The 16086-nt window shown below is 58.2% G+C and carries 14 protein-coding genes and 1 pseudogene; 6 read left to right on the top strand and 9 right to left on the bottom strand.

Translation table 11 applies throughout. The features are described 5' to 3' along the window. Positions 1–47 precede the first annotated feature (47 nt). On the bottom strand, positions 48–2345 hold the full coding sequence (locus BM347_RS06810) for a xanthine dehydrogenase family protein molybdopterin-binding subunit (RefSeq protein ID WP_093915691.1): 2298 nt from the start codon (positions 2343–2345) through the stop codon (positions 48–50). A gap of 185 nt (positions 2346–2530) precedes the next feature. Here BM347_RS06810 and BM347_RS06805 point away from each other — a divergent pair, with 185 nt between their 5' ends. After that, positions 2531–5614 (top strand): valine--tRNA ligase, encoded by a 3084-nt coding sequence (locus BM347_RS06805; protein WP_093915690.1) that lies wholly within the window; start codon positions 2531–2533, stop codon positions 5612–5614. Between the two features lie 115 nt (positions 5615–5729). On the opposite strand, the gene BM347_RS06800 is transcribed toward BM347_RS06805, so the two are convergent. Both BM347_RS06800 and BM347_RS06795 read right to left on the bottom strand, forming a co-directional pair. Further along, on the bottom strand, positions 5730–6521 hold the full coding sequence (locus BM347_RS06800; protein ID WP_093915689.1) for a crotonase/enoyl-CoA hydratase family protein: 792 nt from the start codon (positions 6519–6521) through the stop codon (positions 5730–5732). Between the two features lie 60 nt (positions 6522–6581). Then, positions 6582–6746, bottom strand: coding sequence for a Tat pathway signal protein (locus tag BM347_RS06795; protein WP_093915688.1), 165 nt, complete (start codon positions 6744–6746; stop codon positions 6582–6584). 96 nt (positions 6747–6842) lie between these two features. Here BM347_RS06795 and BM347_RS06790 point away from each other — a divergent pair, with 96 nt between their 5' ends. Then, on the top strand, positions 6843–7946 hold the full coding sequence (locus BM347_RS06790) for a pyridoxal phosphate-dependent aminotransferase (protein ID WP_093915687.1): 1104 nt from the start codon (positions 6843–6845) through the stop codon (positions 7944–7946). 34 nt (positions 7947–7980) lie between these two features. On the opposite strand, the gene BM347_RS06785 is transcribed toward BM347_RS06790, so the two are convergent. Beyond that, on the bottom strand, positions 7981–9189 hold the full coding sequence (locus tag BM347_RS06785; RefSeq protein WP_093915686.1) for a pyridoxal-phosphate-dependent aminotransferase family protein: 1209 nt from the start codon (positions 9187–9189) through the stop codon (positions 7981–7983). A gap of 161 nt (positions 9190–9350) precedes the next feature. Between BM347_RS06785 and BM347_RS17545 the strand changes: the two genes are divergently transcribed. Beyond that, positions 9351–9542, top strand: a complete 192-nt coding sequence (locus BM347_RS17545; RefSeq protein WP_175498520.1) for a hypothetical protein — start codon at positions 9351–9353, stop codon at positions 9540–9542. Further along, positions 9487–9681: pseudogene (locus BM347_RS17670) on the top strand (ABC transporter ATP-binding protein); the annotation flags it as partial. The gene BM347_RS17545 and the pseudogene BM347_RS17670, both read left to right, overlap by 56 nt. Before the next feature lie 12 nt (positions 9682–9693). On the opposite strand, the gene BM347_RS06775 reads toward BM347_RS17670, so the two are convergent. Continuing rightward, positions 9694–10368 carry a TIGR04283 family arsenosugar biosynthesis glycosyltransferase gene (locus BM347_RS06775; RefSeq protein WP_093915684.1) on the bottom strand — a complete coding sequence of 225 codons (675 nt, stop codon included), beginning with the start codon at positions 10366–10368 and terminating at the stop codon, positions 9694–9696. Positions 10369–10434: 66 nt separating this feature from the next. On the opposite strand from BM347_RS06775, the gene ygfZ reads away from it, so the two are divergent. Further along, complete coding sequence (ygfZ, locus tag BM347_RS06770) at positions 10435–11178, top strand: CAF17-like 4Fe-4S cluster assembly/insertion protein YgfZ (RefSeq protein WP_093915683.1); 744 nt, start codon at positions 10435–10437, stop codon at positions 11176–11178. A 26-nt stretch (positions 11179–11204) separates the two neighbouring features. Here the strand turns inward: ygfZ and BM347_RS06765 are convergent, their stop codons facing one another. The 3 genes from BM347_RS06765 to efp all read right to left on the bottom strand — a co-directional run bounded on the left by BM347_RS06765 (position 11205) and on the right by efp (position 14508). Next, the gene (locus BM347_RS06765; RefSeq protein ID WP_093915682.1) at positions 11205–12080 is read right to left on the bottom strand and encodes a CobW family GTP-binding protein; all 876 of its coding nucleotides are present in this window, start codon (positions 12078–12080) and stop codon (positions 11205–11207) included. Continuing rightward, entirely contained in the window at positions 12077–13702 is a 1626-nt protein-coding gene (locus tag BM347_RS06760; protein ID WP_093915681.1) for an amidohydrolase, read from the bottom strand. The genes BM347_RS06765 and BM347_RS06760 overlap by 4 nt, the downstream gene beginning before the upstream one ends. 242 nt (positions 13703–13944) lie before the next feature. After that, positions 13945–14508, bottom strand: a complete 564-nt coding sequence (gene efp / locus BM347_RS06755; RefSeq protein ID WP_093915680.1) for an elongation factor P — start codon at positions 14506–14508, stop codon at positions 13945–13947. Between the two features lie 220 nt (positions 14509–14728). Here efp and BM347_RS06750 point away from each other — a divergent pair, with 220 nt between their 5' ends. Then, positions 14729–15049, top strand: a complete 321-nt coding sequence (locus tag BM347_RS06750) for a DUF6280 family protein (protein ID WP_093915679.1) — start codon at positions 14729–14731, stop codon at positions 15047–15049. A gap of 153 nt (positions 15050–15202) precedes the next feature. On the opposite strand, the gene BM347_RS06745 is transcribed toward BM347_RS06750, so the two are convergent. Then, positions 15203–16048, bottom strand: coding sequence for a hypothetical protein (locus BM347_RS06745; protein WP_093915678.1), 846 nt, complete (start codon positions 16046–16048; stop codon positions 15203–15205). Between the last annotated feature and the right edge of the window lie 38 nt (positions 16049–16086).

The following is a 16086-nucleotide window of genomic DNA, read 5'->3' as shown; positions in this document are numbered from 1 at the left end:
CGGGGGCAGCGCCCCCTCCCCACCTTTCACCCAACCAAACCGCGACCTTATTCTGCCGCGATGGCCTGATCATTCAGCAACGCCCAGACCTTATGCGGCGTGAACGGCATATCCGCCTGACGCACACCACGATCCCACAACGCATCTTGAACCGCATTCGACACCGCCGCCAATGCGCCAACGGTGCCGGCCTCGCCACAGCCCTTCATCCCCATCAGGTTCGCGGTTGAGGGGACGGGTTCGGAATTGAACGTGATAAACGGCACATCCGCCGCGCGCGGCATTGCGTAGTCCATGAAGGATGCGGTCAACAATTGGCCGTCCTCGTCATAGACGACATGTTCTTGAATGGCCTGCCCGATACCTTGGGCAACCCCGCCATGCACTTGACCTGCGGCCAGCATCGGGTTGATCAGATTGCCAAAATCATCGACCACCGTATAGTTTTCAACCGTCACCACGCCTGTTTCAGGGTCGATCACCACCTCTGACACATGTGCCCCGTTGGGATAGCTGCGCCCTGGCAATGTCGCGCGTTCATGCTGCACCAACAGATCGTCGCGGCCTTTTTCGCGGGCCAGATCGGCAACCTCCAGCATAGTGGGTGTCATGTTAGACCCCTCGGCACGGAACCGTTCATCGTCAAAGCTGATCTCGGATGCGGGCACCCCCATTTCATCGACCAGAAACGCGGTAAAGGCCTCGGTCATCTTGGCCACCGTTGCCAATGTCGCTGTGTTCTGCGTGGTCACAGACCGTGACCCGCCTGTCCCGCCACCTTGTTTGATCAAGTCACTGTCGCCTTGGATCACGTGGATAAGATCGGCCGGAATGCCTGTCTGATCGGACAGGAACTGCGCATAAACCGTCTCGTGGCCCTGCCCGTTCGATTGCGTCCCCACATAAATGAACACGGTGCCATCATCGTTAAACTCGACCTTCGCGCCCTCGGACGGATCACCCAAGATGCTTTCGATGTAATAGCAAAGCCCCTGCCCCCGCAGCAGCCCCTTGGCCGCATCCGCAGCCTTGCGCGCCTCAAAACCGTCGCGGTCAGCCTCAGCCGCGGCGCGGGTCAGCAAACGATCGAATTCACCAACGTCATAAGTCTCGCCGGTGGCTGAGGTATAGGGAAACTGATCGGGCTTGATAAAGTTGATGCGCCGCAGCTCCCACGGATCAACCCCCAGTTCACGCGCGGCACGGTCCATCAAGCGCTCCAAGACATAGATCGCCTCGGGCCGGCCGGCGCCGCGATAGGCATCGACCTGCACAGTGTTGGTATAATAGCCTTCGACCTGCAGCCATGTGGTCTGCACGTCGTACACGCCCATCAAGACCCTGCTAAACAGCGTCGCTTGAATGGGTTGGCCGAACTGGCTGTTATAGGCCCCCAGATTGCATTTTGTGCTGACGCGGTAGGCGGTGATCTTGTTATTCTCATCAAATGCAAATTCCGCCAGCGACGTCAGATCGCGCCCGCCATTGTCGCTCAGCATCGCTTCGGTCCGGTCCGACATCCAGCGCACCGGGCGTCCCACAACACGCGCCGCCTGCGCGACCGAGAAATACTCAGGATAGGCCATCGCCTTCATGCCAAAGCCGCCACCGGTATCGGGGTTTGTCACGCGGACCTGTTCGTCTTCCAGCGCGAAAACACGTTTCAGGTTGCCCTTGTGGACCCAAACCCCTTGGCCATTGTTGGACACGTGCAGTTTGCCGTCATCCCATTCGGCATAACAGCCACGCGGCTCCAGTGAATTGACGATGATGCGGTTGTCACCCACATCTAGGCTAACGGTCTTGGCCGCCGCATCGAATGCCTTTTGCGTGGCTTCCTCATCGCCCAGCCCCCAATCAAAGGCCAGATTATCAGGCGCTTCTTCGTGCAGCGCCTCTCCGCCCCGCTCAAGCGTCATATGCGTGGGCAAATCATCCACATCCAGCAGGATCAATTCAGCCGCATCGCGGGCTTGATCCAGCGTGTCTGCAATCACAATGGCCACCGGTTCGCCCACAAAGCGCACGCGCCCCTTGGCCAGCATCGGGCGCAGCGGTTTCGCCCCATCTGTCCCGTCTCGGTTTTTCAAAATTGCACCGTCCATGGAAATATCCATGCCAGACGCTTCCAGATCATCGATGGTCAGCACCGCGTGTACGCCATCGGCCTCGCGCGCATCAGACACGTCAAGCGACGCAATCACCCCATGCCCGACCGGCGAGCGATAGAAATAAGCATGCAGCGCGTTGTCAGGCGCAATATCATCAACATAGCGCCCTTCGCCCGTCAGAAACCGCAGATCTTCAACCCGCTTGACCGGCTGGCTTTTTCCGAACTTATCCATCTGCGCGCATCCTTTGGAAATCCATCATCTGTTGATGCCGACATTAGCCCCGAAAAACCTGATGTCCAGCCGCCCACGGGCAAAACACCACGTCGGCCCCCGCGCCCAAGTTTTCCGCCCGCCAGCCTTCCCCTTTGCGCCTTGCTCCGCTAGATCATCATCAAGTTTAAAGAAGGACGCTGATCATGGCACTTGATAAGAATTTTGACGCCGCCAAGGCCGAAGCCCGTTTGTACGAAGCATGGGAAACCGCAGGTGCCTTCAAAGCCGGTGCAAATGCCAGCCGTGACGACACCTATTGCGTGATGATCCCGCCGCCCAACGTCAACGGATCGCTGCACGTCGGCCACGCCTTTAACAACACGCTTCAGGACATTCTGGTCCGCTGGCACCGCATGCGCGGTTTCGACACCCTGTGGCAACCCGGCCAAGACCACGCGGGCATCGCCTTGCAACTGGCCGTCGAAAACAAGCTGGCCGAAAGCCAGATCAAACGCACGGACCTGACGCGCGAAGAATTCCTTGAACACGCATGGGCCTATAAAGAAAGCACCGCTGACACCATCGTCGGCCAGCTCAAACGTCTGGGGTCCTCCTGCGACTGGTCGCGCAACGCCTTCACCATGTCCGGTGCCCCCGGTGACACCCGCGTGGGCCATGAAAACTCGCCCAACTTCCATGACGCCGTGATCAAAGTCTTTGTTGATATGTACAACGCCGGCAAAATCTATCGCGGCAAACGGCTGGTCAACTGGGACCCGCGCTTTGAAACCGCGATTTCCGATCTTGAGGTCGAAAACATCGAAGTCCCCGGTCACATGTGGCACTTCAAATACCCCCTCGCGGGCGGTGCCACCTATGAATATGTCGAGAAAGACGAAGACGGCAACGTAACCCTGCGCGAGACCCGCGATTACATCGCCATCGCAACGACCCGCCCCGAAACCATGCTGGGCGACGGCGCTGTTGCCGTGCACCCGTCCGATGAACGCTATGCGCCCATCATCGGGAAACTGTGCGAAATTCCCGTTGGCCCCAAAGAGCACCGCCGCCTGATCCCGATCATCACCGATGAATACCCCGATAAAGACTTCGGCTCGGGCGCGGTCAAGATCACCGGCGCGCATGACTTTAACGACTACCAAGTCGCCAAGCGCGGCGGCATCCCCATGTACAACCTCATGGACACCAAAGCCGCGATGCGCGCCGACGGCAAACCCTATGCTGAGGAAGCCGCAACCGCCCAAAAGATCGCGAACGGAGAGCTGGAGTTTGACGAGGCAATGATCGCCGCGATGAACCTTGTCCCCGAAGACTACCGTGGCCTTGATCGGCTCAAAGCCCGCAAAAAGGTCGTAGAGGCCATCACTGCCGAAGGCCTCGCCGTCATGACAGAAAACCCCCGTAGGGTGGGTGACAACCCACCGGATGAGGCCGAAAACGAAGAACCCGCCCTCATCCCCTACGTCGAAAACAAGCCGATCATGCAGCCCTTCGGAGACCGTTCAAAGGTCGTGATCGAGCCGATGCTGACCGACCAATGGTTCGTGGACACGGACCAGATCGTCGGCCCCGCACTGGATGCCGTGCGCAATGGCGACGTCAAGATCATGCCCGAAAGCGGCGAGAAAACCTATTACAACTGGCTCGACAACATCGAGCCCTGGTGCATCTCGCGCCAGCTGTGGTGGGGGCATCAGATTCCGGTTTGGTATGGGCCGAAATGCTATGATGGAGAGTTGCACGGAATAATTTTCAACGACACTGAGCATTCCGGATATGATGCAGTAAACGCCAAAATTTTCTGCGCTTCTTCAGAAACAGAATTGCTGCATGAAGCTCGCCAATACTACGGTGAAAATTTCGACGTTGTTATGTCGAAGAGCGACAAGGTCGGGTTGGATATCACCACCGGTGAAAACGGAAAGATCGTTATTGGCCTAACACGAGACCCCGACGTCCTAGACACGTGGTTCTCTTCCGGCCTTTGGCCAATCGGCACCCTCGGCTGGCCCGAAGAAACCGAAGCCTACAAAAAATACTTCCCCACTTCCGATCTGATCACGGGCCAGGACATCCTGTTCTTCTGGGTCGCCCGGATGATGATGATGCAGCTTGATACCGTCGGCCAAATCCCCTTCGATACCGTCTATCTCCACGGCCTCGTCCGCGATGCCAAGGGCAAGAAGATGTCGAAATCCGTCGGCAACGTCATCGACCCGCTGGAAATCATTGACGAATACGGAGCCGACGCCCTGCGCTTTACCAACGCCGCCATGGCGTCCTTGGGCGGCGCGCTGAAACTCGATACCGCGCGCATCGCGGGCTACCGCAACTTTGGCACCAAGATCTGGAACGCGCACCGCTTTGCCGAAATGAACGGCGTGTTCGAAGACGGGGTTCCATCGGTGAACTACACCAGCCACGCGGATGTCGATCACACGTTGAACAAATGGATCATCGGCGAAACCGCCCGCGTTCGCGAAGAGGTCGACGCAGCCCTCGAAAACTACCGCTTCAACGATGCGGCCAACGCGCTTTATGCATTCGTCTGGGGCAAAGTCTGCGACTGGTATGTGGAGCTGTCCAAACCCCTGCTGCAAGACGACGCGCCAGAGGCCGCAGAAACCCGCCAGACCCTGAAATGGGTACTGGACCAATGCCTGACACTGCTACACCCGATCATGCCCTTCATCACAGAAGAGCTGTGGCAGAACACGGATGCGCGCAGCAAAATGCTGATCCACGGCGACTGGCCCACCTATACCGTGGCAGACATGCTGGACGCCGACGCCGACCGCGAGCTGAACTGGGTGATCGGCCTGATCGAATCCATCCGCTCCGCCCGCCAACAAATGCACGTGCCCGCGGGGCTCAAAGTGCCGATGCTCTGCACCTCGATGGACGCCGCTGCTCAAGCGGCTTGGGATGGAAATGAGGCGATGATCAAACGCCTAGCCCGGGTTGAAAGCATCGAAAAGACAGATGATTTCCCCAAAGGAACCGTCTCCATCGCAGCCGCCGGTGCCACCTTTGGGATGCCCTTGGCCGGACTGATTGACATCGGCGCGGAAAAATCACGCCTGCAAAAATCGCTGGATAAACTGGGTAAGGAAATCGGCGGGTTAAAGGGGCGTCTCAACAACCCCAAATTCGCGACCTCGGCCCCGCCGGAAGTCGTTGCCGAAGCCCAAGGCAATCTGGACGCACGGCAAGAAGAAGCAGACCAGCTTCAGGCCGCTTTGGATCGCTTGGCTGAGTTGGGGTAATACGGGTCCATTTGGAAACCAAGATCAGTGATCTTTGATTTGCGGTCCTAGCTGGGAAGCGAAGATCGTCTATTTGGAAAGCCCCGTCTGTTCGCTCAGGCGGGGCCGACCGTTTCTAGTCTTTGAAAACCGCCGGACGTTTGCCGAACTCGGCGGCAATCACTTCCATCTGGTGAGGGCGGCCCAGCAGTTCCGCCTGCTCGCGGGACTCTTCCAGCAACACCGCGTCGGCTCCGCTTGTCTCGGCAAAGGCTGTCAGGCGTTTTGCGGCTTTGATGGCACTTGGGCTTTTGCCGGCGATGGTCGCGGCCAGGTCCATTGCGGCGGCCAGCGGATCATCGGCAAGCTGTGTGACCAGCCCCCAGCCTTCGGCCTGCGCCGCGTTGATCGGTTGCGCGGTATAGGTCATCAGCCGCAATACATCGCCGCGCACCAGTTTGGGCAGCAACACCATGCCACCCATGTCGGGCACGATGCCCCATTTCATCTCCATCACCGCCAATTCCGCGTCGGGTGCCGCGATGCGGATGTCCGCCCCAAGGGCCAGTTGCAACCCAGCGCCGTAAACTTTGCCGTGCAATGCGGCGATGACGGGGACGCCGACGCGTGTCCACACCATTGACACCTCTTGCCACTGGTTTGTCGTACCATCGCCGTGGGTGCGCGGCATCATAAGCTCTTTGGGATCGCCCCCGGCCAGCGCACCCATGGCGCTGATGTCGATGCCTGCGCAAAATGCTTTGCCCTCGCCCGAGATCACCGCAACCCTTGCATTAGATGCGGCGACTTCGTTGCCGGCAACGATGATTGCGTCGATCATATCCTGATCCACGGCATTCATTTTATCTGCGCGGGTCAGGCGCACATGGGCGATGTGATTTTCATAGGTGATTGTGACGCGGGCCATAGGTTCCTCCGGTAATTTTCACCATCTGGACCTATATCACCCCCTGTGCAAAGCAAAACGCTACGGCACCCAGCGCTCAACCGCCCGCATCATACCAAGGGACTTATCATAGGCCAGTGTCAGAATGCGCCGTCCGCCCAGCTTGGCCCCGGCTAGGGGGAGCGTGCGGATCGCACTGGCGGCCAGTGCTGTTGCGACAAAGCCGCGTCGGGTGAGTTTGGCCATGATGCAACCTCCAATTGCGAATGATTATTACTTGGGGACGCAGGGCTGCTTTTTCAATGCTTGCCCAAGCCGATGGGGATGCAGTAATCGGGTGGCATGACACATATTCGCCTGACCTCGCTTGCCCAATCGCTGCCCTCGACCGTGCCGTTTGTCGGCCCCGAAACCCAAGAACGCGCCGCAGGTCGGGTGTTTGACGCGCGGTTGGGCGCGAACGAGAATGTATTCGGCCCCTCGCCCCGCGCGACTGAGGCAATGGCCGCCACCCAGCAGTGGATGTATGGCGATCCGGAAAGCTATGATTTGCGTCAGGCCTTGGCCGCGCATCACGGTATCACCCCGGACCACATTATCGTAGGCGAAGGCATTGACGGTTTATTGGGTTATCTGGTGCGGCTCATGGTGGCGCAGGGTGACGCGGTGGTCACCTCCGACGGCGCGTATCCCACGTTCAATTACCATGTCGCAGGGTTTGGCGGCGTCTTGCACAAAGTGCCCTATCGTGGCGATCACGAGGATCCGCGCGCGCTGTTTGCCGAGGCTGCCGAAGTCGACGCAAAGCTGGTATATCTGGCCAACCCCGACAATCCGATGGGCAGTTGGCATTCCGGCGCTGATCTGGTCAAGGCGATGGAGACCCTGCCAGAGGGTTGCCTATTGGTACTGGACGAGGCCTATGTCGACTGCGCCCCAGACGGGACTGCGCCCGTGTTGGATGCGGATGATCCGCGTCTGATCCGCATGCGGACATTTTCAAAGGTGTATGGGTTGGCGGGTGCGCGGGTGGGCTATGCCATTGCCGCCCCTGAACTGATCACGGCATTTGGCAAGGTGCGCAACCACTTTGGTATGAACCGCGCCGGTCAGGCGGGCGCATTGGCGGCCTTGGAAGATACCGACTGGCTGGCCCATGTGAAAACGCAAATTGCCACTGCTCGTGACCGCATTGCCGAAATTGCAAGCGATAACGGCCTGACGCCCCTGCCCTCTGCTGCGAATTTTGTGGCGATTGACTGCGGGCGCGATGGAGCTTTTGCCAAAGCTGTCCTTGACGGGTTGGTGGCACGGGGCATCTTTGTGCGCATGCCGTTTGTTGCCCCGCAAAACCGTTGCATCCGGGTTAGCTGTGGAACTCCCGCCGATCTGAATGCCTTCGCGGCGGCTTTGCCCCTTGCTCTTGCGGACGCGGAAAAAGCGTAAGCGCGTCCACTACAATTAACGGCTCAGGCGCAGGTTAAACCCCGCCGATCACCTTAGCTGCAGCATCCAACGCGCCCGTGCCCCGCTTGATGTCGAGCGCGGCCATACCAGCCTCCATCCCGCCGAGCATCCCCATGATCATCTGACCGTTTACATGACCCATATGGCCCAAGCGGAAAAACCCATGGCTTTCGGGGCTTCCCGGTTCGGCCATGCCAAGGCCAATGCCCAAGGTCAGACCAATGTTTTCCTGCACCCATTCGCGCAATTGCGTCGCCTGAGGGGCCTGAAGCCGAAGCGACGTGACCGCGTGACTGCGCAAGGCAGGGTCGGCGATGTTCAACGCCAGCGTCCCTTCGCTGCCCCATACATCGCAGGCGGCCCAGACGGCGCGCGACAGAATGGTATGACGGTCCCACACGGCCTCGATCGTCTCAGCTTTGATCATATCAAGTGCTGCCCGCAGGCCATAAATATGGTGCGTGGGGGCCGTGCCGCAGTGATATTGGTAAAACTCCTCGGGGTTTGCGCGCGGCTCCCAGTCCCAGAACCTGCTGACGCGGGGCATGGATGCCCGCACCTCTGCCGCGCGGTCGTTAAAGAACACAAAACTGACGCCGGGGGGCACCATCAGCCCTTTTTGGCAGCCCGTCACCATGACATCGACACCCCAAGCGTCCATCTCGAAGCGGTCGCAGGCCAGCGATGCGATGCAATCGGCCATCAAAAGCGCCGGATGTCCCGCGCTGTCCAAAGCTGCACGCACCCCTGCAATGTCATTCACAACCGAGGTCGACGTATCCACATGCACGGCCAGCACGGCTTTGATCTCGTGTGCGGTATCAGCTTTCAGGCGTTCTTCGATACGGGCCAGATCCATCGCGGATTGTTTGCCGAAATCCATGACTTCGACGTCGGCCCCCAGACCTGTCGCCATTTCACCCCAGCCTATGCCAAAGCGCCCCGTGGCGGGCACCAGCACCTTGTCACCGGGGCTGATGACGTTGGACAATGATGCCTCCCACGCCCCATGCCCGTTGCCAATATACATGGCAACATGGTGCTGTGTCCGCGCAACGTCGCGCAGATCCTGCATAAGCGGCGGCATCATATCGACCAGTTCACCCGCATAAATGTTGGGCGCGGGACGGTGCATCGCATTCAACACGGCCTCTGGCATAACAGAGGGGCCGGGAATGGCCAGATAACCGCGCCCCTGCGATAAATTTGTGCGGGATGACATGAACGATACGCCTTTCAACAACAGTATTCGGGGCCAACTTATCCCCGTGCCGCGCGGCGTCAATCAGTCAATCCATTACTCAAAGCGGGCCGTCACGCTTGCCCCGCCCCTTGGGGTGCGTACACCAGTGAAATATTTGGCCAAAGGACCCAGGCGCATCCATGAACGATATCACCTACACATCCAAAGAGCTGCTAACATGGCTTTGGCACGACTATCTGAAAAAGCACATTTGGATGCTTGGTTTCGCCATTGGCTTCATGGCCACCGAAGGCGAAGCCTTGGGCGCTAATTTTACTGATGGACAAAGGCAGATACGAAGAGCTGTTAGCCCGTGGTGGCATCTATGCTGACCTGTACAGGCTCCAATTCGAGGATGGTAAAGCCATCCCTGGCGGTCGCAACTCACGGGCGCTGCGCGCGTTCGAACAAAGCTCAGAGCCGGCAGAGCCGAACCTGTTGCAACGTCTTGGCCTGCGCTTGTTTGGGTAGCGAAAGGCGGGGCTACTTGGCGTAGGATTTGGCCAGCTTTTGCGGGGACACCCCTGCAAAATACCGTAGCAACGTCCAGATGTTGCGCCCGCCCCGGCGCAGCCATCCAGCCTTGTGATACTTGTCAGCCGATGTGATCGCCGCACAGTCAATGCCCGTCAGCGTGCCCTTAAGCAGCCGCGCCATGGCCACATCCTCCATCAAGGGTTGGTCAGGGTATCCGCCCACCGACTGGTAAAGTGTTCGAGGCATCAATAGCCCCTGATCGCCATAGGGTAGCCCCAGAAAGCTCCGCAGATGCGCCCATCCCGCGACGAACCATGCGGCAAAGCCACCCCGGTCAAACCGCAGCTTAAACCACCCGGCCTTTCGCCCCTTCAGATGCGCGATCACCGGACCGGTCCAGCCTTGTTCCAACTGCGTATCAGCGTGCAGAACCAGCAGCCATTCGCCCTTGGCCTTGGCGCAGCCCCGACGCAACTGCCCGCCGCGCGATGCGGCACCTTCAATGATGTCAGCCCCCCATGCATCCGCGACAACGCGCGTTGCATCCTGCGATCCGCCGTCTGAAACGATCAATTCACAGATCAAGCCGGCATCGACGCCTTCCATCAAAGCCGTCAAACAGCCGGTCAGGCTGTGCTCAGCGTTCAGGGTCGGAATGATCACAGATATTGGCGCAGGCATGGTTGCCCCTTTCGGGTATTGATCGGCCTGCTATATGTCATGACATGAATTGCAAGGAAACGCGATATGAACGACCGCCGCATTCTGAAACTATCCGGTACAGACACCCGCAGCTTTCTGCAGGGGCTGGTCACCAATGACGTGAACAAACTGGACCAAGGGCCGATCTACGCGGCGCTTTTGACGCCGCAGGGCAAGTTCATCGTTGATTTCTTTCTATCCTCAGAGGGCGATACCGTGCTGCTGGACGTCACAGACGCCAGCGCCGACGCGCTGGTGCAGCGGCTGAACATGTACAAGTTGCGTGCCGATATAACGATCGAGGCAACCGGCCTGTATTTGCATCGCGGGCTGGGTGACACGCCCGCTGACGGCTATGCTGATCCGCGTGACCCGGGCATGGGCTGGCGCGCCTACCGCGATACGCCACAAACAGATGACGCCACCGATTGGGATGCACTGCGCGTGGCGCATATGATCCCCGAAACCGGGGCCGAACTGACGCCAGACAGCTTTATCCTGGAGATGGGGTTTGAACGGCTGAACGGCGTTGATTTCCGCAAAGGCTGCTATGTGGGGCAAGAAGTCACCGCGCGGATGAAGCATAAAACCGAGCTGCGCAAAGGTCTGGCCAAGGTTCATATCAGCGCCCCCGTCGACGCAGGCACCGAGATTTCAGTAAACGGCAAACCGGCGGGCACCGTGTTCACCCAAGCGGGCACCGAGGCGTTGGCCTATCTGCGCTATGACCGCGCCAAAGCGGCAATGCAGGCAGATGGCGCAACTGTCACAATGGTGACAGATGGCTAAGGCGGGGATCAAAATTTAGCCCTGCTTCAGCTGTGCCACCATGCTGAAATCTCTGCCACACTTGTTTCAGCCTTCAACCCAATCCCCACCACTTGGGTCGCCTGCGCTGCCTTTAGTGGCTTCACATTCATGCTAGGGCCCACGCAATGCACCTCCCAAGCGCTGGATGCATCGTGGCTAACAAACCCTTTGAAACGGAACAGCCCTTTGGGCCGCGCATCAAGTTTCCCCACTAACGCAGTGTATTCCAGCCTCAGGTCACTGGCATCGCTCCACCCCACATAAGCGGCATGTTGGGTCAGCGATACATTAGGTACAGACCGCTCGGCCGCGCCGAAAATGATTGGGGCCACAGCATCTACCTGCGCCAGATCGACGACCAACGCCCGTGACTGCACCCCTAGCCGCAATGCCAGCCCCGGATAAGGCGCAGCCAGCTTGCTGAGCAACACCAGATCAGCAGCACTAACCTGCCCCGCCACCTGCGCCCCTATCTGATCATCACGCACCAAAACGTCATAGCTTTGTCCGTCCACCACGGTCGCAATGCCGCCGTAAGCCAAATCCGGCTCGGCCTGTGCCACTTGGGCAATGCGCGCAGGGTCCGCAATACCGGAGGCTTCAATCACCAAATGATCGGGCCTTTGCGGGCGGTCCAGAACATCCCCGATGGCCATGAACAGATCGGCTCCCATGGTGCAGCACACGCAGCCGTTGGTCAGGGTCATCGTATCTTCGCCCGCCTGATCAATCAGCGCCGCGTCGATATTGATCGCACCGAAATCATTGACCATTACCATCAGCTTCAACCCGTGATTCTCGGCCAGCAATCGGTTGATCAACGTCGTTTTACCCGCACCCAGATAGCCCGAGATTACGGTCAGTGGCAGGCGTGGTTTCATAGCAGGTGAACGCGGCCCCCAAAGACCGTGCCCAGTATCGGGACGTCTTTTAACGCCAGCGGATCAACGGCCAAGGGATCATCCCCCAAGACCACGAAATCCGCGCGTTTGCCCGTTTCAATGCTGCCAATCTCGCTGTCCAGCTTCAACGTATAGGCGGCCCCCATGGTGATCGAGAAAAGCGCTTCTTCGACGTCGATGCATTGCGCGGCCCCCAAGGTGCGCCCCGACATCGTCTGCCGGTTCACGGCGCACCACGCGGTGAACAGCGGTGCCATGGGCGTGACAGGCGCATCCGAATGGATCGCGATGTTCACGCCCGCATCAATCGCGCTGCGCGACCCGTCCATGCGTTCGGCGCGGTCCGTGCCGATGGTCAGTGCCACGTGCTGGTCGCCAAAGTAATGGACGTGGTTGGCAAAGATGTTGCAGCACACACCCATATCTGCGGCCCGCGTAAACAGGTCGCGCCCCATCAACTGGCAATGCTGCAAAACATGACGGTGCCCCGCCCAAGGGTTTTTACGCAGCGCAGCCTCGATTGCGTTCAACGTCACCTCGGCGGCTTCGTCGCCATTGACGTGGATGTGCATCTGGATGCCACGGCTGTTCAACTCTTCGACCAGCGCAAAGATCATCTCGGGTGGGGTATTCCAGATGCCATTGGGCTGCCCGCCCACGTAGCCGGGGCTTTTGACCCGCGCGGTCCAGCCTTGGATCGCACCGTCTGTCATAAGCTTGACCGCCCCCAGCCGCAGCTTGTCGGTGCTGCGTTTGGCAAGGGCCTGCGCCTTGTCTGCGATGGCTTTTGGCCCCTCCATCGCGCCCAAGGCAGGCACCACGCGCAGCGGAAAATCATCTGAACCCGTGACCCGCAGCATGGTGGTAACGTCATCCTCTTCCATCTGGGAATACAGATCGGTGACCGTGGTCACCCCTGCCCGCCGCGCCACATCCCCATAGGCGCGAATGGAGGCTTCTTTCTGGCTAAGCCCGCGAAAGTCGATCGCCAAGCGCCGCATGACCGGAAACATGGCTGCCATTTCCTGCAACTCGCCCGTGGGCTGGCCGTCGTCACCTTTGATCACACCTTCGGCGTTAGTGGTCTGATCGTATCCTGCCAGCTCAAGCGCGGCAGAGTTCACGCACATCAGGTGAAAATTCGAGTAAATGATTGCGATGGGTCGCGTTGGGCTGATTTGATCCAGATGCTTTTTGCTCAGCCGCTCTGACGTCAGGAAGATCGGGTCAAACCCCCAACCGACCAGCGGCGCGTCGTCTTCCAGTGTTTCGGCATAGTCACGAAGCCCGCCGATCACCGCGTCATTATCGGCCATACCGCGCCACAGCTTGCCATTGGGGTCGATCCGGTCGTGATAGCCCGCATAGGCATATTCCCACATCGCGCCCGCCATCATATGCGCGTGCCCTTCGATAAAGCCGGGCATTAGCACCGCGTTTTTCAGGCTGTCATCATGGGTCACGGGGCCCCACTGGTCGGCGCAGGTCGCATCGCCAACCGCCAGTATCTCTCCGCAACGGACGGCGACATGGGTCGCTTCCATCCGGTTGATGTCCATTGTGATGATCTTTTTGGCGGCAAAAACAACAATGTCTGACATGATTCCCCCTATATCCCCAAACAGCTATAACAGCTTGGTTCTGCGGAAGAATAGTTTTACCACCCCGCAGCACGGTGCAGGCTCACACCTTTGACGGGAAAGGAGCGTTGCGGAACGGCAACACACACCGTGCCATGGCAGAGATCTGCGTGCCGCACCCCAAAGCTCGGACAGCAAAAAGCCCCGGAAAACCCGAGGCTTTTCAAAACTGTGCAGTCATGACGTGGGGTCAATTCTGGACCTTAGGCGCGTTCAGAATATTCCATCGTTTCGGTGTTCACGATGATGTCTTCGTCTTGGCCGACGAAGGGTGGCACCATCACTTTGACACCATTATCCAGGATCGCCGGCTTGAAAGAATTCGCAGCTGTCTGGCCTTTGACGACCGGCTCTGTCTCGACGATCTTGCAGGTCACTTTTTGCGGCAAGGACGCATTCAACGCTTCGTCCTCGTGATACTCCACCACGACCATCATACCGTCTTGCAAGAACGGGCGGCGTTCGCCCAAAAGTTCTGCCGACAGCTGCACCTGATCGTAGGTTTGCGTGTCCATCAGAACCAGCATTCCGGCGTCTTCATATAGGAATTGTTGGTCTTTTTGCTCAAGACGGACCTTTTCAACCTTATCGGCGCTGCGAAAGCGTTCGTTCAATTTTGATCCGTTGCGCAGGTTGCGCATCTCGACTTGCGCAAAGGCACCGCCCTTGCCCGGTTTGACGTGATCGACCTTAACCGCAGCCCATAGACCACCGTTGTGTTCAAGCACGTTTCCGGGACGAATTTCGTTTCCATTGATCTTGGGCATGTGGGGACACCATTGCAAAATGTTGAAGATTAATTCAGGCGACCTATATCTTCTAAGGACTGGCCACGCAAGGCAGCCAAGCGCCTGCCAAACGCGCAAAGAGCCATGCAAAATTCGCATATGTGCTATGCGAAATATGTGTATCCGAATCGCGCTCTTTCAGTCATAAGGAACGCCTCGCCTAAATGACAAGAGCAAGAATAATAGAAAGGACGACGAGATGAAAGATTTCGTTGATGGCACTGCCTTTAACAATGAACAAGGTAACCGTGCCCGCAAACTTTTTGCTGCCGTGGTACTGGCCGCATTGGACGATGCAATTGCCGATGACAAGAAATATGGCAATGGCCCCGAACAGATTGCACGCTGGGCGCGCTCGCGCGACGGCCGTGAAGTGTTGAGCTGTGCGGGTATTGACCCGAACGAACGTGTTGTGTCCGGCCTGATGGATTTCGTTGGTAAAGGTGTGCGTACATCTGTTGCCCTGTCTCGCGAAGAGTCCGAGCGGCGTCATGCGGCACAGCAAGCCGAAGCTGCCTGATCTACTTTATCAAAAGATTTCAGTGTCAAAAGACGCGGCCTCAGGGCCGCGTTTTTTATTGCCCGGCCAGCAGCGGTAAAGGACAGGGCCCCCAAAAACAAAAACGACACCCGCCTGCGCAGATGCCGCTATCATAATCCAGGAACTGGGTCGTTATTCCAAATCTTGTGCGGTCAAAGCACGGTGGATTTCACGGCGCACAAGTTTGCGTACATTGCGTGTGATACGCTCGCCCAACGCACCTTGCAGTTCTTTGCGCACGATCTCCTCGACCATCTCACGCAGCATGTCCTCATCAAAATACTCTTCGGCCCCAACGGTTTTATCAGGGCTTTCCGAGGCTGCATCCTCTTCCTCAACATAAGGTCCGGCGTCAACGATGGTATCATCCATCATAGCTGCACCCTTGGTCGGGACTGCGTCAGGCGATGCGGTAATCGGTGCACCAGTGGCGTCCAGTTCGATATCGTCTTCCCATGCCATGGCAAGCGGTTCGGGCGAAACAAAATCGTTTACCTCCCGTTCTTCTACATCCCAGCCATCAGAAATACGGCCGATTGCGGTCTCAAGCGCGGCGATCTTTGCACTTAGCCGATCAGCACCGTCAGATTTCACGCTTTCATCGACCAACTCGGACACGCCGAGGTTCAAAATATCAGACCGTTGTTTAAAATTGGTTACTGTGCCAGATCCCGCGGTATCGCTTGGCGCATTTTCCTCACCCTGCTCAGATCCGGTTTCCGTGGGACTTGCAGGCATTGCATCGCCGTCAGTGATTGCATCAGTGGCTTGGTCCGAGACGTCAACAGATCGTGGCGCGCGGTTACCATCAGACAAGGGAGCATCATTGGCCACTCGCAACGACGGGGTCAGAACCAGCTTTTCCTCTGATGGGACGTTATCTGTGACCTTGCTAACCACCCGCCTGTCTTCAGACACCAATCGACGTATAGAAGACAGCACGTCCTCGACTTCTGCGTTGGAAACAGCATCCGACATAATTCAAGTACCACTCATTTTTACCGATCAACTTAGGC

This window comes from Sulfitobacter marinus (assembly GCF_900116285.1).
Classification (GTDB): domain Bacteria; phylum Pseudomonadota; class Alphaproteobacteria; order Rhodobacterales; family Rhodobacteraceae; genus Sulfitobacter; species Sulfitobacter marinus.
Note: the sequence above shows the minus strand (reverse complement) of the source record. Positions and strands in the feature narration are given on the sequence as shown.